The sequence below is a fragment of the Pseudomonas maioricensis genome (assembly GCF_022790535.1).
Taxonomy (GTDB): Bacteria; Pseudomonadota; Gammaproteobacteria; order Pseudomonadales; family Pseudomonadaceae; genus Aquipseudomonas; species Aquipseudomonas maioricensis.
In genome coordinates, this window is sequence record NZ_LOHG01000006.1 from 178,050 (window position 1) to 202,528 (window position 24,479).

The 24,479-nt window shown below is 56.9% G+C and carries 21 protein-coding genes; 6 read left to right on the top strand and 15 right to left on the bottom strand.

Features of this window, described 5'->3' with window-relative positions:
* Positions 1 to 342: 342 nt before the first annotated feature.
* Together AUC61_RS11860 and AUC61_RS11865 are read left to right on the top strand one after the other, a co-directional pair.
* A complete protein-coding gene (locus tag AUC61_RS11860; RefSeq protein ID WP_243246248.1) occupies positions 343 to 1,725 on the top strand; it encodes a carbohydrate porin in 1,383 nt (460 codons plus the stop codon).
* Between the two features lie 131 nt (positions 1,726 to 1,856).
* On the top strand, positions 1,857 to 4,268 hold the full coding sequence (locus AUC61_RS11865; protein WP_243246249.1) for a glucose/quinate/shikimate family membrane-bound PQQ-dependent dehydrogenase: 2,412 nt from the start codon (positions 1,857 to 1,859) through the stop codon (positions 4,266 to 4,268).
* Between the two features lie 174 nt (positions 4,269 to 4,442).
* On the opposite strand, the gene AUC61_RS11870 is transcribed toward AUC61_RS11865, so the two are convergent.
* From AUC61_RS11870 to AUC61_RS11885, 4 genes are read right to left on the bottom strand one after another with little or no spacing between them, the layout of a single operon-like run.
* The gene (locus tag AUC61_RS11870; RefSeq protein ID WP_422765268.1) at positions 4,443 to 4,865 is read right to left on the bottom strand and encodes a group I truncated hemoglobin; all 423 of its coding nucleotides are present in this window, start codon (positions 4,863 to 4,865) and stop codon (positions 4,443 to 4,445) included.
* Positions 4,865 to 5,728, bottom strand: coding sequence for a DUF3034 family protein (locus AUC61_RS11875; protein WP_243246251.1), 864 nt, complete (start codon positions 5,726 to 5,728; stop codon positions 4,865 to 4,867). Before AUC61_RS11875 ends, AUC61_RS11870 begins: the two co-directional genes overlap by 1 nt.
* Before the next feature lie 3 nt (positions 5,729 to 5,731).
* Positions 5,732 to 8,083: a bifunctional diguanylate cyclase/phosphodiesterase gene (locus tag AUC61_RS11880; RefSeq protein WP_243246253.1), complete on the bottom strand. Its 2,352-nt coding sequence runs from the start codon at positions 8,081 to 8,083 to the stop codon at positions 5,732 to 5,734.
* On the bottom strand, positions 8,080 to 8,754 hold the full coding sequence (locus AUC61_RS11885) for a methylamine utilization protein (protein ID WP_243246258.1): 675 nt from the start codon (positions 8,752 to 8,754) through the stop codon (positions 8,080 to 8,082). The genes AUC61_RS11880 and AUC61_RS11885 overlap by 4 nt, the downstream gene beginning before the upstream one ends.
* Positions 8,755 to 9,019: 265 nt before the next feature.
* Here AUC61_RS11885 and lon point away from each other — a divergent pair, with 265 nt between their 5' ends.
* The 4 genes from lon (at position 9,020) to cmoB (ending at position 13,807) form a co-directional block, all read left to right on the top strand.
* A complete protein-coding gene (lon, locus tag AUC61_RS11890) occupies positions 9,020 to 11,440 on the top strand; it encodes an endopeptidase La (protein WP_122665426.1) in 2,421 nt (806 codons plus the stop codon).
* Between the two features lie 182 nt (positions 11,441 to 11,622).
* Positions 11,623 to 12,015, top strand: a complete 393-nt coding sequence (locus AUC61_RS11895) for a protease inhibitor I42 family protein (RefSeq protein WP_243246263.1) — start codon at positions 11,623 to 11,625, stop codon at positions 12,013 to 12,015.
* 59 nt (positions 12,016 to 12,074) lie between these two features.
* On the top strand, positions 12,075 to 12,851 hold the full coding sequence (cmoA, locus tag AUC61_RS11900; RefSeq protein ID WP_243246265.1) for a carboxy-S-adenosyl-L-methionine synthase CmoA: 777 nt from the start codon (positions 12,075 to 12,077) through the stop codon (positions 12,849 to 12,851).
* Positions 12,848 to 13,807, top strand: coding sequence for a tRNA 5-methoxyuridine(34)/uridine 5-oxyacetic acid(34) synthase CmoB (gene cmoB, locus AUC61_RS11905; protein ID WP_243246266.1), 960 nt, complete (start codon positions 12,848 to 12,850; stop codon positions 13,805 to 13,807). Before cmoA ends, cmoB begins: the two co-directional genes overlap by 4 nt.
* A 114-nt stretch (positions 13,808 to 13,921) precedes the next feature.
* On the opposite strand, the gene pdxJ is transcribed toward cmoB, so the two are convergent.
* The 11 genes from pdxJ to rpoE form a co-directional block, all read right to left on the bottom strand.
* Positions 13,922 to 14,668, bottom strand: a complete 747-nt coding sequence (gene pdxJ / locus AUC61_RS11910) for a pyridoxine 5'-phosphate synthase (protein ID WP_243246269.1) — start codon at positions 14,666 to 14,668, stop codon at positions 13,922 to 13,924.
* A 50-nt stretch (positions 14,669 to 14,718) separates the two neighbouring features.
* Complete coding sequence (gene recO, locus AUC61_RS11915) at positions 14,719 to 15,405, bottom strand: DNA repair protein RecO (RefSeq protein ID WP_279291002.1); 687 nt, start codon at positions 15,403 to 15,405, stop codon at positions 14,719 to 14,721.
* Between the two features lie 75 nt (positions 15,406 to 15,480).
* Positions 15,481 to 16,383, bottom strand: a complete 903-nt coding sequence (era, locus tag AUC61_RS11920) for a GTPase Era (protein WP_122665431.1) — start codon at positions 16,381 to 16,383, stop codon at positions 15,481 to 15,483.
* Entirely contained in the window at positions 16,376 to 17,065 is a 690-nt protein-coding gene (rnc, locus tag AUC61_RS11925) for a ribonuclease III (protein WP_122665432.1), read from the bottom strand. The genes era and rnc overlap by 8 nt, the downstream gene beginning before the upstream one ends.
* Positions 17,062 to 17,439 (bottom strand): DUF4845 domain-containing protein, encoded by a 378-nt coding sequence (locus AUC61_RS11930; RefSeq protein ID WP_243246270.1) that lies wholly within the window; start codon positions 17,437 to 17,439, stop codon positions 17,062 to 17,064. Before AUC61_RS11930 ends, rnc begins: the two co-directional genes overlap by 4 nt.
* A 113-nt stretch (positions 17,440 to 17,552) precedes the next feature.
* Entirely contained in the window at positions 17,553 to 18,407 is an 855-nt protein-coding gene (gene lepB / locus AUC61_RS11935; RefSeq protein WP_243246271.1) for a signal peptidase I, read from the bottom strand.
* A 9-nt stretch (positions 18,408 to 18,416) separates the two neighbouring features.
* Positions 18,417 to 20,213: a translation elongation factor 4 gene (gene lepA / locus AUC61_RS11940; protein ID WP_243246276.1), complete on the bottom strand. Its 1,797-nt coding sequence runs from the start codon at positions 20,211 to 20,213 to the stop codon at positions 18,417 to 18,419.
* Positions 20,214 to 20,384: 171 nt separating this feature from the next.
* The gene (locus AUC61_RS11945) at positions 20,385 to 21,773 is read right to left on the bottom strand and encodes a DegQ family serine endoprotease (protein WP_422765269.1); all 1,389 of its coding nucleotides are present in this window, start codon (positions 21,771 to 21,773) and stop codon (positions 20,385 to 20,387) included.
* Between the two features lie 350 nt (positions 21,774 to 22,123).
* A complete protein-coding gene (locus AUC61_RS11950) occupies positions 22,124 to 23,086 on the bottom strand; it encodes a MucB/RseB C-terminal domain-containing protein (protein WP_243246277.1) in 963 nt (320 codons plus the stop codon).
* An 8-nt stretch (positions 23,087 to 23,094) separates the two neighbouring features.
* A complete protein-coding gene (locus AUC61_RS11955; protein WP_243246279.1) occupies positions 23,095 to 23,685 on the bottom strand; it encodes a sigma-E factor negative regulatory protein in 591 nt (196 codons plus the stop codon).
* A 31-nt stretch (positions 23,686 to 23,716) separates the two neighbouring features.
* Positions 23,717 to 24,298, bottom strand: a complete 582-nt coding sequence (gene rpoE, locus AUC61_RS11960; RefSeq protein WP_020288878.1) for an RNA polymerase sigma factor RpoE/AlgU — start codon at positions 24,296 to 24,298, stop codon at positions 23,717 to 23,719.
* Positions 24,299 to 24,479: the final 181 nt, after the last annotated feature.

The window sequence follows — 24,479 nt, forward strand, 5'->3', positions numbered from 1 at the left end:
CTGCGATCGCATTCTGTCTGACACACCGCTTTCGCAGCCTTCGGCAGCTCCTACAGGGTGGTGTAAAACCTGTTGGAGCGAGGCTTGCCCGCGAAGGCAATACATCGATAGTAACGAGACACCGCGTGACGGTATTTCGCGCCCCTCGCTCCAACAGACCGCCCTTCCACTGTTGCAATCCCCGCAATGATCCATGTCAGTTTTGTTGCTTTTTACGAACTCGATAGCCCCCTATCATTACAACCTGCCAGCTGAACCGATTTTGCAACCTCTAAATACGTTGCGAAACCGCGGCATAGCGCCGCACGCCTTTTTTTCAAATAACTCAAAAGAACGATACCTATGTCTGCCGACCCGATACGTTTTTTGGCTATTGCCCTGCCCTTCCCTTCACGCCGACGCTTTACTGCCGGGCTCTGTGGGCTCGCCGCTGCAGGCCTTGCCAGCTGTGTTCAAGCCGCCCCGGCATTTGATAGTGATTCGCCATGGATGCTGGGCGACTGGGGCGGTAAACGCACCGAGCTGTCGCAACAAGGCTACGACTTCAAACTCGACTACACCGCCGAAATGGGTTCCAACCTGCACGGTGGTTACAGCCACGACAACGCAGTGCGCTACAGCGATCAATACGCCCTCGGCGCTCACCTCGATCTACAGAAGATTCTCGGCTGGCACGATGCAGAGTTTCAACTGACCGTGACCAACCGCAACGGTGACAACATCAGCAACGACCGGGTCAGCGACCCGCGCACTGGCACGCTGTCTTCGTCACAAGAAGTCTGGGGGCGTGGCAGCGTTACCCGCCTGACGCAGCTGTGGTATCAGCAAAAATTCTTTGATCAGGCCTTGAGTATCAAGCTGGGCCGATTCAATCAGGGCGAAGACTTCGGCAGTTTCCCCTGCGACTTCCAGAACCTCTCACTGTGCGGCTCTCAAGTCGGTAACTGGGACGGCGGCACCGTTTACAACTGGCCGGTCAGCCAATGGGCGATGCGCATCAAATACCAGATCACTCCCGAGTTCTTCGCCCAGATCGGCGCGTTCGAGCAGAACCCGTCAAATCTGGAAAACGATAACGGCTTCAAGCTCAGCGGCAGCGGCACCCAAGGCGCCGTCTTACCGGTAGAACTGGTCTGGTCGCCAAAGGTGAACGGTCTGCCAGGCGAGTACCGCGCCGGTTATTACTACAGCACCGCCGACAGCCAGGACGTTTACAAGAACAGCAATGGCCAGCCGGCAGCGCTCACTGACGGTACTTATCGCAGTGCTTCGAGCAAACACGGCATGTGGTTGAACCTGCTGCAGCAGGTGACCAGCAGGGACGGCGATCAAAGCCGCGGCTTGAGCGTGTTCGCCAATAGCACGATGCACGACAAGAAGACCAACATGGTCGACAACTACGTCGCCGTCGGCGCGTTTTATAAAGGTCCGTTCGACGCTCGTCCCAAAGATGATATCGGCCTCGCCGTCTCGCGCATCCACGTCAACCCTGCCTACCGCAAAAATGCCGCCGCGCGTAATCAGGCGGCCGCTGTTTTCGACTACAACGATCCGGCATTCACACCCCTGCAGGACACCGAATACAACGCAGAGCTGTATTACGGCGTGCACCTGACCAACTGGCTGACGGTGCGCCCGAATCTGCAGTTCGTTCGCCATCCCGGTGGAGTGGACAAGGTGGACGATGCGTTGGTGGCGGGGCTAAAAATTCAGTCATCGTTCTGACCGACGGCTGATTTCTGCTGTCATTAGTTCGTATCAACGACTAGTTTCAAAGTATTGCAGGCAATTCCTCAGCGAATCCTGCGCGAATAACAAAGCTTCATCACTTAAATCTGTCCTTGGAGATTCACACTATGAGCACTGACGGTGCTTTGAGTAAAAATCGCCTGCTACCGACGTTGCTCGGGCTGGTGATACTGCTGATGGGCCTGATCCTGCTAGGCCTGGGCGTCAAACTGCTGCAACTGGGCGGTTCGCTGTATTACTTGCTGGCAGGCATTGGCTTCGCGGTGACGGGCATTTTGCTCATCACCGGACGCCGTGCGGCATTCGGCTTGTACGCACTGATCCTGTTCGCCAGCACCGTCTGGGCATTGTGGGAAGTGGGTCTGGACTGGTGGCAACTGGTGCCACGTCTGGCGTTGTGGTTTGCCTTGGGCATCGTCATGTTGCTGCCATGGTTCCGCCGCCCCGTCCTGCGTGGCGAGCCTGGCGGTAAAGGCACCGGCGCACTGACCGTCGCCGTAGTGCTGGCAGGCCTCACTGCGCTGGCCAGCCAGTTCACCAACCCCGGTGAAATCAAGGGTCAACTGGACCGTGACACTGCGGGCACCACCAGTGCCGCGCCAGCCATGCCTGATGGCGACTGGCAGTCCTACGGGCGCACCGGCTTCGGTGACCGTTACTCGCCACTGGCACAGATCACTCCGGACAACGCCAGCAAACTGGTTCCGGCCTGGACTTATCGCACGGGCGATATTCCGGGGCCGAACGATCCGGGTGAAACCACTGCCGAGAACACGCCGCTGAAGGTCAACGGCATGCTTTACGTGTGTACACCGCACAGCCAGGTGATTGCCCTTGATCCGGACACCGGCAAGGAAATCTGGCGCTACGATCCGAAGATCAGCACCCAGAACGCAGCCAACTTCAAAGGCTGGGCGCACATGACCTGCCGTGGCGTGTCGTACCACGATGACGCCGCTTATGCAGCGGCACCGGCGCAAAGCCCGGCCACACCAGCTGCACCAGCAACGGCCAATGCCTGCCCGCGTCGTATTTTCCTGCCAACGGCCGACACTCGCCTGATCGCACTGAACGCCGACACCGGCAAAGTCTGTGAAGACTTCGGCAACAAAGGCGCCATCGACCTGAGTGCCAACATCGGTACTTTCGCCCCGGGCGGTTACTACTCCACCTCGCCACCTGCCGTGACCAAGGACCTGGTGGTGATTGGCGGCCACGTCACCGATAACGTTTCGGTTGATGAGCCTTCGGGCGTGATCCGCGCGTTCGACGTTCATACGGGCCGTCTGGTCTGGAACTGGGACAGCGGCAACCCGGACGATACGACCCCGCTTGCAGAAGGTCAGTCCTACACTCGCAACTCGCCCAACATGTGGTCGATGTTCGCCGTCGACGAAAAACTCGGCATGCTTTACCTGCCGATGGGCAACCAGACTCCGGATCAGTGGGGCGGCGACCGTACTGACGAGTCAGAGAAGTACAGCGCCAGTATCGTGGCCCTGGACATCGCTTCCGGCAAAGTCCGCTGGAACATGCAACTGACTCACCATGACCTGTGGGACATGGACGTGGGCGGGCAGCCGACCCTCATGGACATGAAAACCGCCGACGGCATCAAGCCAGCGGTACTGGTATCGACCAAGCAGGGCAGCATCTACGTGCTGGACCGCAGCAATGGTCAGCCGATCATCCCGATCAATGAAGTACCGGTTCCGCAAGGCGCAGTAGCGGGTGATCGCACCTCGCCAACCCAGCCCAAGTCCGACCTGAACTTCATGCCGCCGCCGTTGAAAGAACGCGACATGTGGGGTGTGACACCATTCGATCAGGCGCTGTGCCGGATCGACTTCAAATCGCTGCGCTACGACGGCCCGTTCACGCCGCCATCGCTGCAAGGTTCGATCGTCTATCCAGGTAACTTCGGCGTGTTCGATTGGGGCGGTATTTCGGTTGATCCGGTGCGTCAGATTGCTTTCGTCAATCCAAGCTACATGGCCTTCCGCTCCAAGCTGGTGCCCGCGGCAGAAGTCGAAGGCGGCCCTGGTCGCAAGAGCGAAACTGAAGGTGTACAGCCGAACAAAGGCGCGCCATATGGCGTAATCCTCGAAGCGCTGCTGTCGCCGATGGGCCTGCCGTGCCAGGCACCGGCCTGGGGTTATGTCGCAGCGGTTGATCTGACCAACCATCAGACTATCTGGAAGCACAAGAACGGCACCGTGCGTGACAGCTCGCCGGTTCCGATTCCACTGTCCATGGGTGTTCCAAGCCTGGGCGGCACGTTTACCACTGCCGGTGGCGTAGCGTTCCTCAGCGGTACCCTGGACCAATACCTGCGTGCCTACGACGTTCGTAACGGCAAGCAGTTGTGGGAAGGCCGCCTGCCAGCAGGCGCGCAAACCACACCGATGACCTACACCGGCAAGGATGGCAAGCAATACGTGCTGGTCGTTGCAGGCGGTCACGGTTCGCTGGGCACCAAGCAAGGCGACTACGTGATGGCGTTCAAACTGCCGGATTGATGTTTCGCTGATGCAATGAAAAAGGCGGCCATCGAAAGAGGGCCGCCTTTTTTGTGTGGGAGCAGAGCTTGCTCGCGATAAGGCTGGATGCGGTTCAAATTAGATTGCGTCCAGCCTTATCGCGAGCAAGCTCTGCTCCCACAGGTATCATCCCCTTTAGAGTTTTGCGTCGATTTACTTCTCGATCACGTCACCGCGCATCGGCGCAAGCCGGGCGATCAATCGATTCTGGTTGGGTACTGAGATACCTTCGGCATCCATGGCGTCAATCAGGTTTTCAACCAGGGCATTGAAATCACTGCGCGTCAGTTTCTGGCCCTTATGGGCTTCAGCCATAGTGTCACCGGTGTACTTACACGGGCCACCCGCTTCAACACACAACTGCTCAACCAGCTTGTCACGCAGCCGCACGATATCGATCTTCTTGAAGTGCTCGCCGATACGCTTATCTTTTACCGAAGTGATGAGCAAGCCTTCGACAATGCGCTGAATGCCGGCACGCTGCCCCAGTGCTTGGTAAAGACTGTCATCCTTGGGCGGTTGTTGAGCACAACCGACCAGCAATGCAAACAGAAACCAGCTCAGCAGGCGCATGATCAGAAACTCCCCTGAATGGACAGATAGGCCCCGTTCTGGTTTTCAAGCGTAGCGATTTCTCCTAGCTTGGCGTAAGCCAGCACCACGGAGAGATGCTTGTTAGGGAAATAGCCCACAAACAAATCAGCCCAATCGCTCTCACCGGCAAAAGAAAGGTTGTCCGGTTTCTCACGATACTCAACACCCACAGCCCAGTGCGGATTGAACAGCACAGCGACCGACCCCTCCTTGAGCACACTGCGGGTATCGCGACGATCACCACCGAAGCCCAGCAAACCGGTTTCATTGGCGCGGCTGTAACGCACACCGCCGTTGACCACCAGGTTGTAACCAAACGCCGCCCCCATGAACAGACGACTGGCAGTCAGGTAACCCTCGACGTCCGAATCACGCTTGGCGCCAATGAGGCTGGGGATCAGGAAGTCATTCTGCTTCTTGTACTCAATACCCAACGACACTTGCGGCAAGGTGTCGTAGATCAAGTCACCAAACAATCGCACCTTCACACCGAAGATATCCTGGGTCAGGTTGTCTTCCGGCAAGCTCAAATCTCTTTGCAGCGTCCCAAGGTCGAAACGCTGATGGGCGTAAGACAATTCCACGCGGTTGCCATAAGCGACCGACATGCCTGCTACGTCCAGCGTGTAATCCGGCAGGTCGACATGGGTCGCAAAGACGCTGGTGCCCCACTCGCCCTGTTCGCCATAACCGGTCAGCACGGCCCACGGCGTAATACCGCCGCCCGCCGCCCCCTCGATACTGGAAGCGCCTCCGGTCGCAATCAAACGACCGTTGTCAGCCTCTGCAACTGGCATGAAGGCGCCCAGAACACAGCTCAGCACGACCGAATATTTGTAATTCATAGCTCAATGGACCATCAGGCTGGGTGAGGACAAGGACTTGGCCATCCAGGCCTCGAAGGCGACTGCGGGGAGTGGACGGCTGATCAGGTAACCCTGAGCCGTATCGCAGTGCCAGCGCTCCAGTAACTTGAGACTGTGTTCATATTCAACGCCTTCGGCGACCACCTTGAGCCCAAGGTTATGGCTCATTTCGATGGTAGAGCGCACGATCACCGCGTCTTCGCTGGTTTCATCCAGATTACGCACGAACGACTGATCGATTTTCAGCTCCTGCACCGGTAGCCGCTTGAGGTGCGCCAGTGATGAGTAGCCAGTGCCGAAGTCATCCACCGACAGGCTGATGCCCAGGTCGCGCAGACGATTTAGCACGACCAGTGCGTGCTCGGGCTCACGCATCACAGCACTCTCGGTAATTTCGAAAATCAACTGCTCGGCGGGTACCTGATGCTGCCTGAGAAGCCTGATCACGCGGTCGACCAAGTGTTCACCGAGCAAGTCATCGGCGGAAATATTCACCGAAACCTGCAAGTACAGGCCGCGCGTTGTCCACTCGGCCAATTGGCGCATCGACTCTTCGATGACCCAATTGGTCAGCAGGTGAATACTGCCAGTGCGCTCCGCCAATACGATGAATTCTGCCGGCGATACGTTGCCGAATTTCGGATGTGTCCAGCGCAACAGGGCTTCGGCCTGACGCACAGTTCCTTGCCGGATATCCAGCTTTGGCTGGTAATGAAGCATGAGTTCGCCATTTTTCGCGGCATGACGCAGATCGCGAATCAAACTGATCTGGCGCTGGTGAGCAAGATCCCGACCGTCCTGATAAACCTGCAAACGGCCCGGCAGATTCGCCGCGTCCTGACGCGCAATGGCTGCACGCCTGAATAACTCGTCAGAGGACGAAGCATGCTCTGGAAAGTTGGCAATGCCGATACTGCATTCCAGCGTTACGTCGTTGCCATCCACATGCTGAGGCTGCCCCAGCAAACGTTGCAGCCGATCCGCACGGCCTACCGCGCCGTCGCTGCCCGTATGGTCCAGCAAAACCAGAAACTCATTGGCAGTCAAACGCGCCAGGGTATCGCCTGGTTGCAAGGTATCCTGCAACCGCTTGCCGATCTGCTGCAGCAATTGATCGACACCGGCAGCACCACACGCGTCGCTAATCGCCAGATAGTTATCGATGCCCAGATACAGCAGCGTCATGGCCCGCTGCGCGGCAATGGAACTGCTCAGACGCTCCATCGCCAAGGCCCGATTGGGCAGACCGGTCAGAGGGTCATGCAGTGCGTTGTGGGCCAATTGGTCTTCACGAACCGCGATGCCTTGCTGCATCGTGTTGATGGCCACTGCCAACTGCCCCAGTTCGTCACTGCGAGCCAGTGTGACAGGGGTTTTATAATCGCCCTCACCGATACGCTTGGCGGCCTCCGCCAGTTCCTGAACTGGCTGGGAAACACTGCGGGCCAGCCCCAGAGTGCCGATCAGCGAGGCCAGCAGCGCAATGATCGAGATCCAGAAAATCTTCTCGTCCAGCGGCGCAAAGGCCAGCATCGCTTTATCAATCGGGCTTTGCAGCAGAGCAAAAACCTGCTCCTGCCCTCCGTCGATGGTGTCCAGCACCATGGTCTGGCTCAAGAAACTGAGGCCACCATGCTCGGTCATGTGCGCACGACTTTTAGCCGGGTCGAGCATCAGCTCTATCAGGCTGGCGTCCAGCTCGGCAGGTTGCGTGCTGATCAAATGCCCGGGCTCACCGTTCTCGACGGTGAGAAACGACACCTCAAGACCACTGAGTGAGCGCAACGACTGGGCAAGTTCGGCATCCATGCTGAAGCCCATCACTACCCGACCGATAGGTAAAGGTGCCAGAACGGTGCTCTCTACCAGAAGATGAGGTACGCCAGCACCTGGGACGATCACCATGGACTGACCTTTGCGACGAGCATCACGCAAGGTCTGATCAAACGGGAATTTTGTACCTTCAACGATTTGCGGGATGGTGCTGGCGACGACGGTGCCATCCATCCCCAGCAGAAACATGTCACTGGCGCTGATCCGGCTACCGTGGTTGAGCAGCACCGAACGAATGGTCGAAGCGTCGGAACTGGCGACGGCATCGCGAAACCCGAAGTCAGCCGAAACCAGTTGCACCCCATCACGCAGCCGCTTGCCCCGCATGTCCATCACATCGGCGAATACCCGAGCGCCCACCTCCAGCTGGGTTTGCGCCTGGGAGCGAACAGCGTCGCCGGTTGCAGCCTTGACGGCGAGAAACACCGCCACGACTACCACCAGCAGCAACGCGATGAGCACGCTGGCGATTCGCGCCTGAAAACTGGTACGCAGGTTCATTGGTGGGCAGCTTTATGAAAAGCATCACCGAACGCGTCAGGGGCAGGCGCCGAGGACTTATCGTCATCGTCAGGCTCCACTTCCAGCTTGAAATCCTTACTCAACCCGGCAGCAGGCACATCAAAATCGCCACCACTGGCCGGTTGCATATCAATGGTCTTGGGGTGCCACAACGTCGCCGAGTAATGTCCTGCGGACATATCCTCAAATTTCACGACACCATTGGCATCGCTGACGGCGAACCAGGGTTCATCGGTAACGTAGATGTAACCGACCATCCAGTCGTGAATGTTGCACCCCAGTACCACGACTCCCGGCTTGTCGAACAACAGCGGATCAGACGGAGTACCACTGTAGAGGCGCAGCTCAAAGCGCTTGGCCGGAGAAAACGAATAAACCTGATGGCGAATGTTGTCGCTGTTGGGGAATTTGACTTCCGTGTTGCTGTGGACTGCCAGAACCCGCGGCACAAACTCCTGATCGCGCTGATCCATGTCGGCTTTGAGCGCAACAGCACTCTTGCCCGGCGGCCCTTTCAGGGTAATGACGGCGTTGGGCAGCGGTTTGCCTTGCTGATCGACCACGCGGGCGGTCAACGTGGCAGCCGAGGCCGAGGCTGTACACAAAGCCAGGACACAGCTCGAAACGATCAATGACAATAATTTGCTCATAACCTCAATCCACAACGGCAAAGCCGGATAAAACAGCGCCAGCCTTGGCAACGAAGGGTCTCAACGCAGAGTAGCTGCGGTGAGACAGAAGATCACGCACTGTGAAGAGGCATTTGGCCATCATCGATGACGATTCGACGAAAGGTAGTTCCGGCGCCATGAATGGCTTGTTTTTCCTTCCTCTCAATAGGCTATCGACAGGAGCCATTGAAACCTGAGGGCGACTGCCCCATCTAAGCACCATGTTCAATTGTGCAGGTGCCCCATGAGCGACCAGCAAGCAGACTCACGAGATTTGCCAGACGACGTAGAAGCCGAGCCCGAAGTAACGCTGAGTTCCAGCAGCACCACGCTCGCTTTGCCTGGGCAGAACCTGCCGGACAAGGTCTATATCATCCCGATTCACAACCGCCCTTTCTTCCCGGCTCAGGTATTGCCGGTGATCGTCAACGAAGAGCCCTGGGCCGAAACACTGGAGCTGGTCAGCAAATCTGATCACCACTCTCTGGCGCTGTTCTTTATGGACACGCCACCTGAAGACCCGCGGCACTTCAATACCGGGGCTTTGCCGGAGTACGGCACTCTGGTCAAGGTGCACCACGCCAGCCGTGAAAACGGCAAACTGCAGTTCGTCGCCCAGGGCCTTAGCCGGGTACGGATCAAAACCTGGCTCAAGCATCATCGCCCGCCTTATCTGGTGGAAGTCGAATACCCACATCAGCCCAACGAGCCGACCGATGAGGTCAAGGCTTACGGCATGGCCTTGATCAATGCCATCAAAGAGCTGCTGCCGCTCAACCCGCTGTACAGCGAAGAGCTGAAAAACTACCTCAATCGCTTCAGCCCCAACGATCCGTCGCCGCTGACAGACTTCGCCGCCGCATTGACCTCCGCCACCGGTGTCGAGCTACAACAGGTCCTCGACTGCGTCCCGATGCTCAAACGCATGGAAAAAGTCCTGCCCATGCTGCGTAAGGAAGTCGAAGTCGCGCGCCTGCAAAAGGAAATTTCCGCCGAGGTAAACCGCAAGATCGGTGAGCACCAGCGCGAGTTCTTTCTCAAGGAGCAACTCAAGGTTATCCAGCAGGAGCTGGGCCTGAGCAAAGACGACCGCAGCGCCGACATCGAACAGTTCGAAGCGCGCCTGGAAGGCAAAACCCTGCCCGCGCAGGCCCGCAAGCGCATCGATGAGGAAATAAACAAACTCAAGGTGCTGGAAACCGGTTCTCCGGAATATGCGGTCACCCGTAACTATCTGGACTGGGCCAGTTCAGTACCCTGGGGTGTTTTCGGCAAAGACAAACTGGATCTCAAGCACGCCCGTAAAGTGCTGGATCAACACCACGCGGGCCTGGACGACATCAAGTCGCGGATCCTCGAGTTCCTCGCCGTCGGAGCCTATAAAGGCGAGATCAGCGGGTCCATCGTGTTGCTGGTGGGTCCGCCTGGGGTTGGCAAGACCAGCGTCGGACGCTCGATTGCGGAATCGCTTGGCCGCCCGTTCTATCGCTTCAGCGTCGGCGGCATGCGTGACGAGGCCGAGATCAAGGGCCACCGTCGCACCTATATTGGCGCCCAGCCGGGCAAGCTGGTACAGGCGCTCAAGGATATGGAAGTCATGAACCCGGTCATCATGCTCGATGAAATCGACAAGATGGGCCAGAGCTTCCAGGGCGATCCGGCTTCAGCCCTGCTGGAAACCCTGGATCCGGAGCAGAACGTCGAATTCCTCGATCACTACCTGGACCTGCGTCTGGACCTGTCGAAAGTGCTATTCGTCTGCACTGCCAACACCCTGGATTCAATCCCCGGCCCACTGCTTGACCGGATGGAAGTCATTCGTCTGTCGGGTTACATCACCGAAGAAAAACTCGCCATCGCCAAGCGCCACTTATGGCCCAAGCAGCTGGAGAAGGCTGGTGTCTCCAAGGGCAGCCTCAGCATCAGCGACACGGCGCTGCGCGCGATCATTGAAGGTTATGCGCGGGAAGCCGGAGTCCGGCAACTTGAAAAACAGCTGAGCAAAGTTGTACGCAAGGCTGTAGTGAAGTTGATTGATGAGCCCAAGTCGACCATCAAGATCGGCCCCAAGGACCTTGAAGCATCGCTGGGCATGGCGGTATTCCGTAACGAACGAGTGTTGGCCGGCACTGGAGTTATCACCGGCCTGGCCTGGACCAGCATGGGCGGCGCGACCCTGCCGATTGAAGCGACGCGGATTCACACCCTCAATCGTGGCTTCAAACTCACCGGGCAACTGGGCGACGTGATGAAAGAGTCAGCGGAAATCGCTTACAGCTACGTCAGCTCGAACCTCAAGCAATTCGGTGGCGATCCGACCTTCTTCGACGAAGCGTTCGTGCATTTGCACGTTCCCGAAGGCGCTACCCCGAAAGATGGTCCAAGCGCAGGGGTAACGATGGCGAGCGCCCTGTTGTCGCTGGCCCGCAACCAGGCGCCGAAAAAAGGCGTGGCCATGACGGGTGAGCTGACCCTCACCGGGCATGTATTGCCGATTGGCGGCGTACGAGAGAAAGTCATCGCGGCGCGGCGCCAGAAGATCAATGAACTGATCCTCCCGGAACCTAACCGCGGCAACTTCGAAGAGCTGCCGGACTACCTGAAAGAAGGCATCACCGTGCACTTCGCCAAGCGCTTTGCGGATGTGGCGAAGGTGTTGTTTTAACGGGCGATATTACCCTTGTGGGAGCTGGGCTTGCCCGCGATAAAGCTAACGCGATCTAACTGATGTTTGCGTCATATCTATCGCGGGCAAGCCCCTCTCCCACAGAGGCGCACCCTCTAACACTCTCCCACACCCACAACTCATCGGTTATGCTCCGGTCTCGTTCGAAGACCGGAGCCACCATGCCACCTGCCCGTCTGCTTGCCCTGCTAAGCCTGTCGCTGCTCACCGCGTGCGCGCAACAACCCAAACACATCGTCACCCTCGAAGATCAAAGCGACTGCCCGCTGCCTCTCAAAACCGGGCAAACCTTGATCTTGAGCCTTCCCAGTTCGCCCACCACCGGATATCGCTGGCAAATCCAGGACGCTGCGCCATCCATCCTGCGTAGCCTCGGACCTGAGGTCTACAGCAACTCCGATGACCGCAACACGGTCGGCAGTGCCGGGCAATCGGTCTGGCGCTACCAGGCCTCGACGGCGGGGACCGGGCGTTTGTTGATGGTCTATCAACAGCCCTGGGCACCGGAAGTCCCTCCGGAACAGACCTTCGACTGCGCCATTACCGTCAACTGAGCAGGATTTCCTGTCGTTCGATGAGATGAGGTTTCGGCCGAGGCGCGGATTTGGCTAAAATGCCGCACTTTTCAGCCCCCGCCGGAACCACCGTGAGCAAAGAACCAGACCGCATTTTCGCCCAGCCCCTTGCCCAGGTGCCGGACTTCGCCTTCAACGAGGACGTGGTGCGGGTCTTCCCGGACATGATCAAGCGCTCGGTGCCCGGTTATCCAACGATTGTCGAAAACCTTGGCGTGCTGTCGGCGCAATTTGCCCAACCCGACAGTGTCCTGTATGACTTGGGGAGTTCACTGGGTGCTGTGACGCAAGCCTTGCGCCGCCATGTACGAGTAGACGGCTGCAAGGTGATCGCTGTTGATAACTCAGCGGCCATGGTCGAACGCTGCCGTGAATACCTGAACGCTCAGGACTCGATGTTCCAAGAGTTACTGCCGGTGCAGGTGATTGAGGGCGACATCCTGGCCCTTGAGTTCGAACCCGCTTCAGTGGTGGCACTCAACTTCACCCTGCAATTCATTGCGCCCGAAGAACGCTTGGCGCTGCTAGGCCGTATTCGTCAGGCACTGGTGCCGGGTGGCGCGCTGATTCTGTCTGAAAAGCTGCGTTTCACTGATGAGCAAGAACACACTTTGCTCACCGATTTGCACATCGCGTTCAAACGCGCCAACGGCTACAGCGAACTGGAAATCGCCCAGAAGCGCAGCGCCATCGAAAACGTGATGAAACCCGACAGCCTCGAAGAACACCGCCAACGCCTGCTCGACGCGGGCTTTTCCAAGGTGGTCCCGTGGTTCCAGTGCCTTAACTTTGCCTCGTTGATTGCCCTGCCATGATTGATCTTGCCCCACTGGTCCGCCGTCTGGCGGGCACTCCTCTGGCTGAATGGGCCAACGGCCTGCAGGCTCAACTCGATACCAAAATGGCTAAAGGTCATGGTGATCTGGAGCGCTGGCAAGGTGCTCTCAATGCCTTGCCGGATCTGCTGCCAACCCGTGTAGAGCTTAAAGACAGCTTTACTCTGGACGTCGATTGCGACGATGAAACCCGAACGCAAACCCACGCTGCTCTGATGGGACTATCCCCATGGCGCAAAGGGCCGTTCGATGTATTCGGCGTACACATCGATACCGAGTGGCGCTCAGACTGGAAGTGGTCGCGTGTCTCGCCGCATCTCGACCTCAAGGGCAAGCGGGTGCTGGATGTGGGGTGCGGCAACGGTTACTACCAGTGGCGCATGCTGGGTGCTGGTGCTGACAGCGTAATCGGTGTCGATCCGAACTGGTTGTTCTTCTGCCAGTTCCAGGCCATGCAGAAATACCTTCCCGAGCTACCGGCGTGGCACCTGCCCTTCGCTCTGGAAGACTTGCCCGCGCGGCTTGAAGGCTTCGACACCGTGTTTTCGATGGGTGTGCTCTATCACCGCAAATCACCCATTGATCACTTGCTGGCGCTAAAGGACTGCCTGGTCAAGGGTGGCGAACTGGTGCTTGAAACCATGGTGGTTGAAGGCGACGTGCATCAGGTCCTCGTCCCGGAAGACCGCTATTCGCAAATGCGCAACGTATGGTTTCTGCCATCAGTGCCCGCCCTGGAACTGTGGCTTCGCCGCGCAGGCTTTGTTGACGTGCGCTGCGTGGATGTCAGCGTGACCACTGTTGAGGAACAACGCAGCACAGAATGGATGCGCTATCAGTCGTTAAGCGACTTCCTCGACCCGCAGGACCACAGCAAAACCGTAGAAGGCTTGCCTGCGCCGATGCGGGCAGTGATTGTGGGGCGCAAGCCGTAGATATCTAAATTATTACCCCTGTAGGAGTGAGCTTGCTCGCGATAGCGCCAGACCAGTCAAATCACATTTCGGCTGATAGCGAATCGCGAGCAAGCTCACTCCTACACATAGGGGTTAACCTTTATAAGCAGCCGCCACAATCAACGCTTTCATCTCAGCAACGGCCGCCTTGAAGCCCACAAACAGCGCATGAGCCACCAGTGCGTGGCCGATGTTCAGTTCGTTGATGCCCTTGATCGCGGCTACCGCCTCAACGTTGTGGTAATGCAGGCCGTGCCCGGCGTTGACGATCAAACCTTCGCTCAAGCCAAAAGCCACGCCATCAGCGATCCGCTGCAGCTCTTCAGCGACTTCAGTGGGCGTTTGAGCGTCTGCGTAGCGGCCCGTGTGCAATTCGATAGCCGGAGCGCCTACACGCTTTGAAGCGGCGATCTGCTGTTCATCGGCATCGATAAACAGCGACACCTCACAGCCAATCTTGCTCAGGCGTTCCACCGCCGCCCTGATGCGAGCTTCTTGCCCGGCGACGTCCAGACCGCCCTCAGTGGTGAGCTCCTGACGTGTTTCCGGTACAAGGCAAACGTGAGCAGGACGGATACGCTCGGCAAACGCGAGCATCTCTTCGGTAACGCCCATTTCGAAATTCATCCGGGTTTGCAACACGTCCTTGAGCAACAGGACGTCGCGTTCCTGAATGTGACGACGGTCTTCACGCAGATGCACCGTAATACCATCAGCACCCGCTTCTTCAGCATCCAGCGCGGCCTTGACCGGGTCCGGGTAACGCGTGCCACGGGCCTGACGCAAGGTGGCAACATGGTCGATGTTCACGCCAAGAAGGATGCGAGTGCTCTGAGTCACGGGTGTCTCCTGAAATATGATCGAAACAGGTCGGTGAGCATAAAGCCTGATCACGACTTGCGAAACAATTCACGACTAACCAATGGGCGACCGCCCAGATGTACAGCCAATGCCTGACGCATTAGCCGCTTGGCGGCGGACAAGGCACCCGGGGCGCTCCAGTCAGCTTCAGCCATGGCCAGCAACTCGGTGCCGTTGAACAGACCGGGCTGTAGCAGATAAACCTGCTCAAGCCCCGCATCCACTTGCAGGCGGTAAAGGCCATTGGCGTCCAGGGGTTCGCCATTGATATCAACGTCCAATGCAAATCCGTAACCGAGATCATCCAGCAAGCGCCATTCGAACGAACGCAGCAATGGCTCCAGGGGCCGGCCTTCGGCGAGCGCCTGCAACGTTGCAGCGTAGTGATCGAATACCGCAGGATGAGGGTCCTCTGCTGGCAGCAGGCGGATCAGCAATTCGTTCAGGTAAAGCCCGCTGAACAGCGCGTCACCCACCATCCAGCTGGCAACGCCGGCGCTTTCCATTCGACCCACGTTTTTCAACTCACTGCGCCCACGGAATTCGACCTCCAGCGGCACAAACGGACGGGCCAGCGTGCCGGCCTTTCCCCGCGCATTACGCAGCACGGCACGCAGCCGGCCTTGGGGAGTAAGAAAGTCCACCAATGCGCTGTTTTCACGGTACGCCCGGCTGTGCAACACGTAAGCAGGTTGGCCGATAGGCACGCTGATCATTCAGGTGGCTCTAGGAAAGCTAAGGCAGGCAGTCGAGCCGGTGCGACCAGACAAGTCGCACCGGATGAAACAGGCTTACAGGTCGCCGTAGCCCAACGAACGCAGGGCGCGCTCGTCATCGGACCAGCCACCTTTGACTTTGACCCAAAGGTTGAGCATGACCTTGGAGTCAAACAACAGCTCCATGTCGCGGCGAGCTTCAGTACCGATACGCTTGATGCGCTCGCCCTTGTCGCCAATGATGATTTTTTTCTGGCCATCACGTTCGACGAGGATCAAGGCATGAATATGCAGGGTTTTACCCTGTTGCTTGAACTCTTCGATTTCCACAGTGATCTGGTACGGCAGCTCGGCACCCAGTTGGCGCATGATCTTCTCGCGAACCAGCTCCGCAGCCAGGAAGCGGCTGCTACGGTCGGTAATCTGGTCTTCGGGAAAGAAGTGATCGTTTTCCGGAAGGTGAGAAGCAATCAGGCTTTCCAGTGCTTCCAGGTTGTGCCCGTGTTGCGCGGAGATCGGCACGATGGATGCGTTCGGCAGTTGGCCTTGCAGCCACTCCAGGTGCGGCATCAGCTCGGCCTTGTCTTCGATACGGTCGGTCTTGTTGATCGCCAGGATCAGTGGACCTTGCACGTATTGCACACGCTCCAGAACCATCTGGTCTTCTTCGGTCCAACGGGTACGATCGACCACGAAGATCACAACGTCAACGTCTTTCAATGCCGCCGAAGCAGTCTTGTTCATGTAGCGATTGAGCGCTTTCTCGCCGTTTTTATGCATGCCTGGGGTGTCGACGTAGATGGCTTGAACAGCGCCTTCGGTCTTGATACCCAGCATGTTGTGACGAGTGGTCTGCGGCTTACGCGAAGTAATCGCCAGCTTCTGACCGAGGATGTGGTTGAGCAGCGTGGATTTGCCCACATTCGGGCGGCCGACGATGGCAACGTAGCCACAGCGTGTTGCGGTTGAATCAGTCATGGCCATTCTCCACACCAAGGGCAATAAGTGCTGCGGCCGCTGCTACCTGTTCGGCAATGCGACGACTGACACCCTGACCCCGGCTTTTTTCATTCAATAAGGTGATCTCGCATTCGACGAAGAACGTTCGGCAATGCGGTTCGCCCTGGATATCCACCACTTCGTAACGTGGCAGCTCGCAGGCACGCGACTGAAGAAACTCCTGCAGTCGGGTCTTTGGATCTTTGTTGGTGTCGACCAGTGTCAGGCTGTCGAACTCCGTAGTCAGCCAGGCCAGCACACGCTCGCGTGCCATTTCCATGCCGGCATCCAGGTAAATCGCACCAATCAACGCCTCGAGGGCGTCAGCCAGAATCGACTCACGGCGGAAGCCGCCGCTCTTCAGCTCGCCAGACCCCAACCGCAAGTACTCGCCAAGGTCGAAGCCACGTGCCAGCAACGCAAGGGTTTCGCCTTTCACCAAACGCGCTCTCAGGCGCGACAACTGGCCTTCACGGGCCTGCGGAAAACGCTCGAACAGCGCTTCGCCAGCAACGAAGTTAAGAATGGCATCACCGAGGAATTCCAGACGCTCGTTATTACGTCCGGCAAAGCTGCGGTGAGTCAGGGCCAGGACCATCAGTTCCTGATCCTTGAAGGTATAGCCGAGCTGACGCTCCAGGCGACTCAAGGAAACGCTCACGGTTTACCCACGCTGAAAGTGTCGTCGAACATCACCACCAGATCGACATTGCGGATCAGTGGTTCACGTTTTTCATATTTCAAATGGGCAAGGAACCTGTTGTTCTCTACCGTCACGCTTAACGCCTTATTCAAATCCACATCCCGAATACTGTTGACCTGCATGCTCTTCCCGACATAACTGTAAAACTCGCTGACCGTACTGATTTCCAGAGCCCGGTTGCTATCGACCGCATTGATGATTTTTTTCATCTCTCGATTATCGAGGTAATGCGGGACCAGCTTGAACGCTACACTCAGTAAAAATATTCCCAGCGCTACTGCCAGCAATACTCCTGTAAACGACCATCCCTTTTGCGAACCGGCAAACGTCATGTACGACCCCAAGGATAGCTCGTCATCGCACACGCTGATGTTTCACCAGCCGCAGCATATTTTCGAGCAACCCCAAATGACATACGGCGCTGTAGAACACAGCGCCGTATTGATTACTTGATCAACCCTACTCGCGAAAAGTTAGGGAAGTGACTCAGTTTAGGCTCAGGCCAGCTCATCCATACGGCAAAAGCCTTACCGACGATGTTTTTGTCCGGAACCATTCCGAGCTCATCCTTCGGAATATTGGGATCATCCCAGTAGCGACTGTCGTTAGAGTTGTCACGGTTGTCGCCCATCATGAAGTAATGACCGGCAGGCACTGTCCACTCGCGATCAGGCGGAGCACGGTAGCGGCTCATTTCCTGACGGATCTGATGCTCCACTTCACCCAGTTTCTCACTGTAAAGCTCGGCACTGCCAAGCGTACCTGGCTCGGTACCGATCAACTGCTTGGCAACCAGCTCACCGTTGATGAAGAGTTTCTTGTCACCGGTGTAGCGAATCTTGTCACCGGGCAGGCCGATCACACGCTTGATGTAGTTGACGCTTGGATCGCTTGGATAACGAAAGACCATCACATCGCCATGTTTCGGCTCACCGACTGAAATCACCTTTTCATCAATGACCGGCAAGCGAATCCCGTAGGAAAACTTGTTCACCAAGATGAAATCACCGACCCGCAACGTCGGGATCATCGACCCGGAGGGTATCTGGAACGGCTCGACCAGAAACGAACGCAATACCAGAACGATGAACAATACCGGGAAGAACGACTTGCCGTACTCAACCAGCAGAGGTTCCTTGTTCAGGCGTTCTACCACCGCAACATCCGGCTGGCTGACACTGCCCTGATAAGTCGTGATGGCAGTCCGGCGACGAGGTGCCAGGATGACCAGGTCGAGCAACGCCAGCAAACCGCAGACGAATACAGCGATGACCAGCAACAGCGGGAAATTTAGTGACATAGGACCTGACTATTCCAACCTGAGCACTGCGAGGAAAGCTTCTTGTGGAATTTCCACGTTGCCGACCTGCTTCATGCGTTTCTTACCGGCCTTTTGCTTCTCAAGCAATTTACGTTTACGGCTCACGTCGCCACCGTAACATTTGGCCAGTACGTTCTTTCTGAGAGCCTTGACGGTTGTACGCGCAATGATCTGACCACCAATGGCAGCCTGAATCGCTACGTCGAACATCTGCCGAGGAATCAGCTCTTTCATCTTCTCGGTCAACGCACGGCCTTTGTAGGCCGCGTTGTCACGGTGCACGATCAGCGCCAGTGCATCGACCTTCTCGGCGTTGATCAGCACGTCAAGCTTCACCAGATTGGCGGACTGGTAACGGTCGAAATGGTAATCCAGCGATGCATAGCCACGGCTTACGGACTTGAGACGGTCGAAGAAGTCGAGGACGACTTCGTTCATCGGCAAATCGTAGGTCACTTGCACCTGAGTCCCCAGGAACAGCATGTCGTGCTGAACGCCGCGCTTCTCGATGCACAGTGTAATCACGTTACCGAGGTGTTCCTGCGGTACTAGAATATTTGCCCGGACAATAGGTTCACGCATGTCTTCAATAGCAGACAGGTCAGGCAGCTTGGACGGGTTATCGACGTAAATCGTTTCACCGGTCTTGAGCAGTAGTTCGAAAATAACCGTCGGCGCTGTGGTGATCAGGTCCAGATCGTATTCACGCTCCAGACGCTCCTGAATGATCTCCATGTGCAGCATGCCGAGGAAGCCGCAACGGAAGCCGAAGCCCAGTGCGTCGGAGCTTTCCGGCGAGTATTGCAAGGACGAGTCGTTCAACGTCAGCTTCTGCAAGGCTTCACGGAAGTCTTCGAAGTCGTCGGAACTGACCGGGAACAAACCGGCATAAACCTGCGGCTGGATACGTTTGAACCCTGGGAGAACCTCAACATCCGGCGTGGTGCTCAAGGTCAGGGTGTCACCTACCGGTGCGCCATGAATGTCCTTGATGCCAGCGATGATGAAGCCCACTTCACCGGCTTTCAGATCCACCGTAGCCGTGTGCTTGGGAGTGAAGACACCCACGCTGTCGACCAGGTGCATCTTGCCGGTGGATTTGACAAGAATCTTGTCGCCCTTCTTCACCCGACCGTGACGCACACGCACCAGGGAAACAACCCCCAGGTAGTTGTCGAACCAGGAGTCGATGATCAACGCTTGCAGCGGATCCTCGATGTTACCGGTCGGCGCAGGAATGGTGTGAACCAGACGCTCCAGCACTTCGTCCACGCCCATGCCGCTCTTGGCGCTACAGGCTACGGCGTCAGTGGCGTCGATGCCGATGATCTTTTCGATCTCTTCCTTGACGCGGTCCGGATCGGCCTGCGGCAAGTCCATCTTGTTCAGCACCGGCATGACCTCAAGGCCCTGCTCGATGGCGGTATAACAGTTGGCAACGGACTGCGCTTCAACACCTTGACCGGCATCTACAACCAGCAATGCACCTTCGCACGCGGCCAGGGAACGACTGACTTCATAGGTGAAGTCGACGTGACCCGGGGTGTCGATGAAGTTCAACTGGTAGGTTTTACCGTCGTTGGCCTTGTAGTGCAGCGTAACGCTGTGGGCCTTGATGGTGATCCCGCGCTCACGCTCGAGATCCATGGAGTCAAGCACCTGAGCTTCCATTTCGCGCTCGGACAAGCCGCCGCACATTTGAATGAAGCGGTCGGCCAGCGTCGACTTGCCATGGTCAATGTGGGCGATGATGGAGAAATTACGGATATGACTCAAATCACTCACGGATCAACACTCAAAAAGGTTGCAGGCAGATTGCCCGCCGAAAAATAGCCGGGAATTGTACCTGAACTAACGCTTGGGCGTCACGTTAAGCGGCGACCAGATCGACATTCGAGCGCACAACGCTCACAAAAAAGGGCGGTAAGCACCGCCCTTGATTGCTGATTGCCCCGACTATTCAGCCAGTTTAAAGGTAATGAAGCTCGCGCGACCCTGACGCAACACGCGCATGGATACGGAACGATTCTTCGGCAGACCTTTTGCTATCTCGGCAAAGTTCTTCGCCGAATTGATAGCCTGGTTGTTGAGGTGCGTGATCACATCACCCGCTTGCAGACCAATCAAGGCTGCCGGACCGTCGGTCACCTCTTTGATAACCACACCGCCCTTCAACTCCAGAGTTTTCTGCTGCTCAGCGGTCAGATCGACAACGGATACGCCCAGGCGATTACTGCTGCGCTCAGCTCCAGCGGAGTCAGGGCTGCCCATTTCCTGACCTTCATCAGGCAAAGCACCCACCGTCACAGTCAGATTCTGACGCTTACCGTCGCGAATGATCCCCAGCTCAGCCTTGCTGCCGTCCTTGAGATTGCCGATCAGGTGCGGAAGATCAGCGGACATGACGATAGGCGTGCCATTGGCACTGAGGATCACGTCACCCACTTGCAAACCACCTTTGGCGGCCGGACCATTGTCGAGCACCTGAGCAACCAGTGCACCGGCAGGCTTGTCCAGACCAAAGGACTCAGCCAGGTCTTTGTTAACCTCCTGAATCACGACGCCCAGCCAGCCACGGTTAACTTTCCCGCTGGCTTTGATCTGGTTGGCAACATCCAGCGCTACGTCGATAGGGATGGCGAACGACAGCCCCATGAAGCCACCCGAACGGGTGAAAATCTGTGAGTTGATTCCGACTACTTCACCCGACATATTGAACAGCGGACCACCGGAGTTGCCAGGGTTGATCGCTACATCAGTCTGAATGAATGGCACATAAGTGTCGTTTGGCAGGCTACGGCCTTTGGCGCTGACAATGCCCTTGGTCACTGAGTGATCAAAACCGAACGGAGAACCGATCGCCAGAACCCACTCGCCCACCTTCAGCTTCTCGGAGTTGCCGAGCTTGACTGTTGGCAGGTCCTTTCCTTCGATTTTCAGCACTGCAACGTCAGTGCGCGGATCTGTACCGACCAGCTTGGCTTTCAACTCACTGCGATCAGAAAGACGAACCAGAATCTCGTCAGCACCGTCGATCACATGATTGTTGGTCAGCACATAGCCATCAGCCGAGATAATGAATCCGGACCCTAGCGACTGAGCTTCACGCTGACGATCACCACGCCCCGATCCTGGCGGACGCGACCCTGGCGGCACACTGCGCTCGAGAAACTCACGCAACATAGGGGGCAGGCCTTCAAGATCAGGCATCTGGCTCTGAGCAACGGAGCGCTCCGGCATCTTCTGGCGGGTACTGATGTTCACTACAGCCGGGGAAGCTTGCTCGACAAGACTGGTGAAGTCTGGCAACGCCTCGGCCTGAGCTGTGACAACCTGACCGAGCATCAGCACGGCGGCAAACAGTGAAAGATAGGATTTCAAGCTTGGTATAGACATACGGCTCCCGTTCACAACGAGCATAGTTAAGCAGTACAGACCGAACGGCCCAATGAGCCTGCGCCCATAGCACTCGACCGAGTGCATATTTCCAGCAGCGTTTTTCCTGGCCGGAAAAAAACAAAGGCCAGAGCTGCGAAGCTGTGACCTATAGAAAAAAAAGAGAGTTTTTGCAACCTGGAAACCTCACCAAACATTTCGGCGAACTGCCCGGATAACCTGCAAAGGCTTACGCTGCGGACTACCGGGCCCAAGATGAAACCTTCTACATCTTGGGCACCGGCCATCACTTTTGCGGATTACTTCTTGCTGGTCTGCAGATCAGTACTGCGAAGCGAAAGTGCAACTCGCTCGGCCGTCCCAATGGGTACTTCACCTACAACCGTCACCAGCACATCACCTTTAGGCGTCGCGAGTCGACGTGAAACGGCCACAGTGGGTCCAAGCTGGGTGCGAGTATCGGTCACCGCGGTGCCACTAATAGGCTCTACGAAAACCGAAAACCTGGCGATGCCGTCGTCATACATAAGACTGCTGACTTGCGTACTGGATGACGGATCCTTGCGAACTGCGCTACTGCTGAGCTCAAACCCCGGAGGCATCCACTCCAGACGCCAGGGCGCTGGCTTCCTGGATGCGTCGGGTTTGGCCTTGGCGACTGCCACAGGCTTACAGTCAGCACTGGCTTGCAACACCTGATCATCAGGGACACTGGCAGCATCAAATTCTGTGAACTGGAAGCGCTCCAGCAACTGCCCCTTCTCGCTCAACAAAAGCGATTTGAGTGGCAATCCGGTTTCGTCGTCGAGGTGTAATTCAATGCCGTATCGATGTTGATCTTTAGGCGCCAGCGCAATAATTTTTGCCGGACGGCCAGCCACCCGCGAAGTGCCGACAACTTTCATGTCGTACCAGGCGGAGAGCTTTTTAACATCGTATGCATGCACTGAAGAATCGGGAACGTTGGAAACCCCCGCTTCGAGGGTGCCGCTAACGCACTGGGTTACCCCATCAACGCGCAACACTTCCTGGGCGGAGCCATCCAGCTGCAGCAATCGTTCACGGACTTTGCCATCAGTGACCCGATGCCAGATTCTGTGGGTAGAGAAACTACCGTTTCGCTCGTAAACGAAGGTGCCCTGAAAACTTTGCTGCTGCTCAGCCTGCGCAAGACGCTTTAGCGAGTCTTGCGCTTCATCGGCATGAACGGGGAGGACAAGCCATCCACCAAGCAACAATGGCAATAGAGGGATGGCGCGCATGATCCTCCTTAACGGTTTTCCAGGCTGGCAGCGCGTGCGTAAGGCAGAGCGCTTTCAGTGCCCTTCAAAGCAGCTTGCTGAGCATGTTGACGCAGGTAACCTGGCAGACGTTGGTCCTGACCAGCCTGACCTTGTAGCACACCGTTCACCATCGGACCTTGAACAGGTTCGCTGCTTTCGGTGTAGCCAGCCAGTACCGCAGGGCCTTTCACTTGTGGAACAGACAGGCTTGCAGGCTGTGGAGCCTGTTGCGCCAACTGTGCACCCGCGATGTAGTCCTGGTTGTACAACCGTACGCCAGCCAGTACCGCAACAGTAACCGAAGCGGCAACTGCAAGACGACCCAGGCTGCGCCATGGACCACGAGCAGCTTTCAATGGGCTGACTTCATCGGCGATCGCGGCAGAAACTGCAGCCGTGATATCCAAGTGAGGTATCAACAGCTCTTTGTGCATTGCTGCACGAGCAATCTGATAACGCGACCATGTGGCACGTGTATCCGCATCGTCAATGGCATTCAATACCCGACGTAATTCCAATTCGTCCGCTTCGTTATCCATCACTGCGGACAGCGATTCCTGCAGGGCTTCACGACTCATGGCGGTTCCTCTCTTGGCTATCGCCGCTGTCTCAGGATTCCTGCAACAACGGCTGCAGGGCTTTATCGATGGCTTCCCGAGCGCGGAAAATCCGGGAGCGCACGGTACCCACCGGACATTGCATGACGCTGGCAATGTCCTCGTAACTCAGACCGTCGAACTCACGTAAAGTTAGGGCAGTACGCAAATCTTCCGGGAGAAGCTGGATAGTTCGATGGACAGTTCCTTCGATCTCATCCCTTAACAATGCACGCTCCGGCGACTCGATGTCCTTGAGGCCGTGATCGCCATCGTAGAACTCCGCGTCTTCAGACCTTACATCGCTATCTGGTGGTCGCCGACCGCGCGACACCAGATAGTTCTTCGCCGTGTTAATGGCGATACGGTACAGCCATGTGTAAAAGGCGCTGTCACCGCGAAAATTTCCAAGTGCACGATAGGCCTTGATAAAGGCTTCCTGCGCAACATCTTGAGCTTCATGGGTGTCGTGCACGAAACGCACGATCAACCCGAGAATCTTGTGCTGATACTTCAGCACCAACAGATCAAAAGCTCGCTTGTCGCCGCGCTGTACGCGTTCGACCAGCTGCTGATCCTCTTCCTGGGTTAGCATGAACACTCCTCATAACGCTTGAAGGAGCGCTGTACCAGCCAGTGTGTCGGCTTGCATACATAGACTCGGGCTTCTCGCAAAAGTTCTCCCCTCCAGGCAAGTTTCCTGCGGACGCTCAAAGGCCCGCACGAAAAACGCAGCTCGAACCAGGTCGGCTGCGCGAATAATCTAGTCGTCGAAT

Excerpts from the sequence above, each read along its gene's own strand:
- AUC61_RS11885 (WP_243246258.1), bottom strand. The coding sequence starts at position 8,754 with ATGAGCAAATTATTGTCATTGATCGTTTCGAGCTGTGTCCTGGCTTTG.
- AUC61_RS11955 (WP_243246279.1), bottom strand. The coding sequence starts at position 23,685 with ATGAGTCGTGAAGCCCTGCAGGAATCGCTGTCCGCAGTGATGGATAAC.
- AUC61_RS11950 (WP_243246277.1), bottom strand. The coding sequence starts at position 23,086 with ATGCGCGCCATCCCTCTATTGCCATTGTTGCTTGGTGGATGGCTTGTC.
- rpoE (WP_020288878.1), bottom strand. The coding sequence starts at position 24,298 with ATGCTAACCCAGGAAGAGGATCAGCAGCTGGTCGAACGCGTACAGCGC.
- recO (WP_279291002.1), bottom strand. The coding sequence starts at position 15,405 with ATGATCAGCGTGCCTATCGGCCAACCTGCTTACGTGTTGCACAGCCGG.
- cmoB (WP_243246266.1), top strand. The coding sequence starts at position 12,848 with ATGATTGATCTTGCCCCACTGGTCCGCCGTCTGGCGGGCACTCCTCTG.
- lon (WP_122665426.1), top strand. The coding sequence starts at position 9,020 with ATGAGCGACCAGCAAGCAGACTCACGAGATTTGCCAGACGACGTAGAA.
- AUC61_RS11895 (WP_243246263.1), top strand. The coding sequence starts at position 11,623 with ATGCCACCTGCCCGTCTGCTTGCCCTGCTAAGCCTGTCGCTGCTCACC.
- AUC61_RS11860 (WP_243246248.1), top strand. The coding sequence starts at position 343 with ATGTCTGCCGACCCGATACGTTTTTTGGCTATTGCCCTGCCCTTCCCT.
- AUC61_RS11880 (WP_243246253.1), bottom strand. The coding sequence starts at position 8,083 with ATGAACCTGCGTACCAGTTTTCAGGCGCGAATCGCCAGCGTGCTCATC.
- era (WP_122665431.1), bottom strand. The coding sequence starts at position 16,383 with ATGACTGATTCAACCGCAACACGCTGTGGCTACGTTGCCATCGTCGGC.
- lepB (WP_243246271.1), bottom strand. The coding sequence starts at position 18,407 with ATGTCACTAAATTTCCCGCTGTTGCTGGTCATCGCTGTATTCGTCTGC.
- cmoA (WP_243246265.1), top strand. The coding sequence starts at position 12,075 with ATGCCGCACTTTTCAGCCCCCGCCGGAACCACCGTGAGCAAAGAACCA.
- AUC61_RS11865 (WP_243246249.1), top strand. The coding sequence starts at position 1,857 with ATGAGCACTGACGGTGCTTTGAGTAAAAATCGCCTGCTACCGACGTTG.
- AUC61_RS11930 (WP_243246270.1), bottom strand. The coding sequence starts at position 17,439 with ATGACGTTTGCCGGTTCGCAAAAGGGATGGTCGTTTACAGGAGTATTG.
- AUC61_RS11875 (WP_243246251.1), bottom strand. The coding sequence starts at position 5,728 with ATGAATTACAAATATTCGGTCGTGCTGAGCTGTGTTCTGGGCGCCTTC.
- AUC61_RS11945 (WP_422765269.1), bottom strand. The coding sequence starts at position 21,773 with ATGCTCGGTCAGGTTGTCACAGCTCAGGCCGAGGCGTTGCCAGACTTC.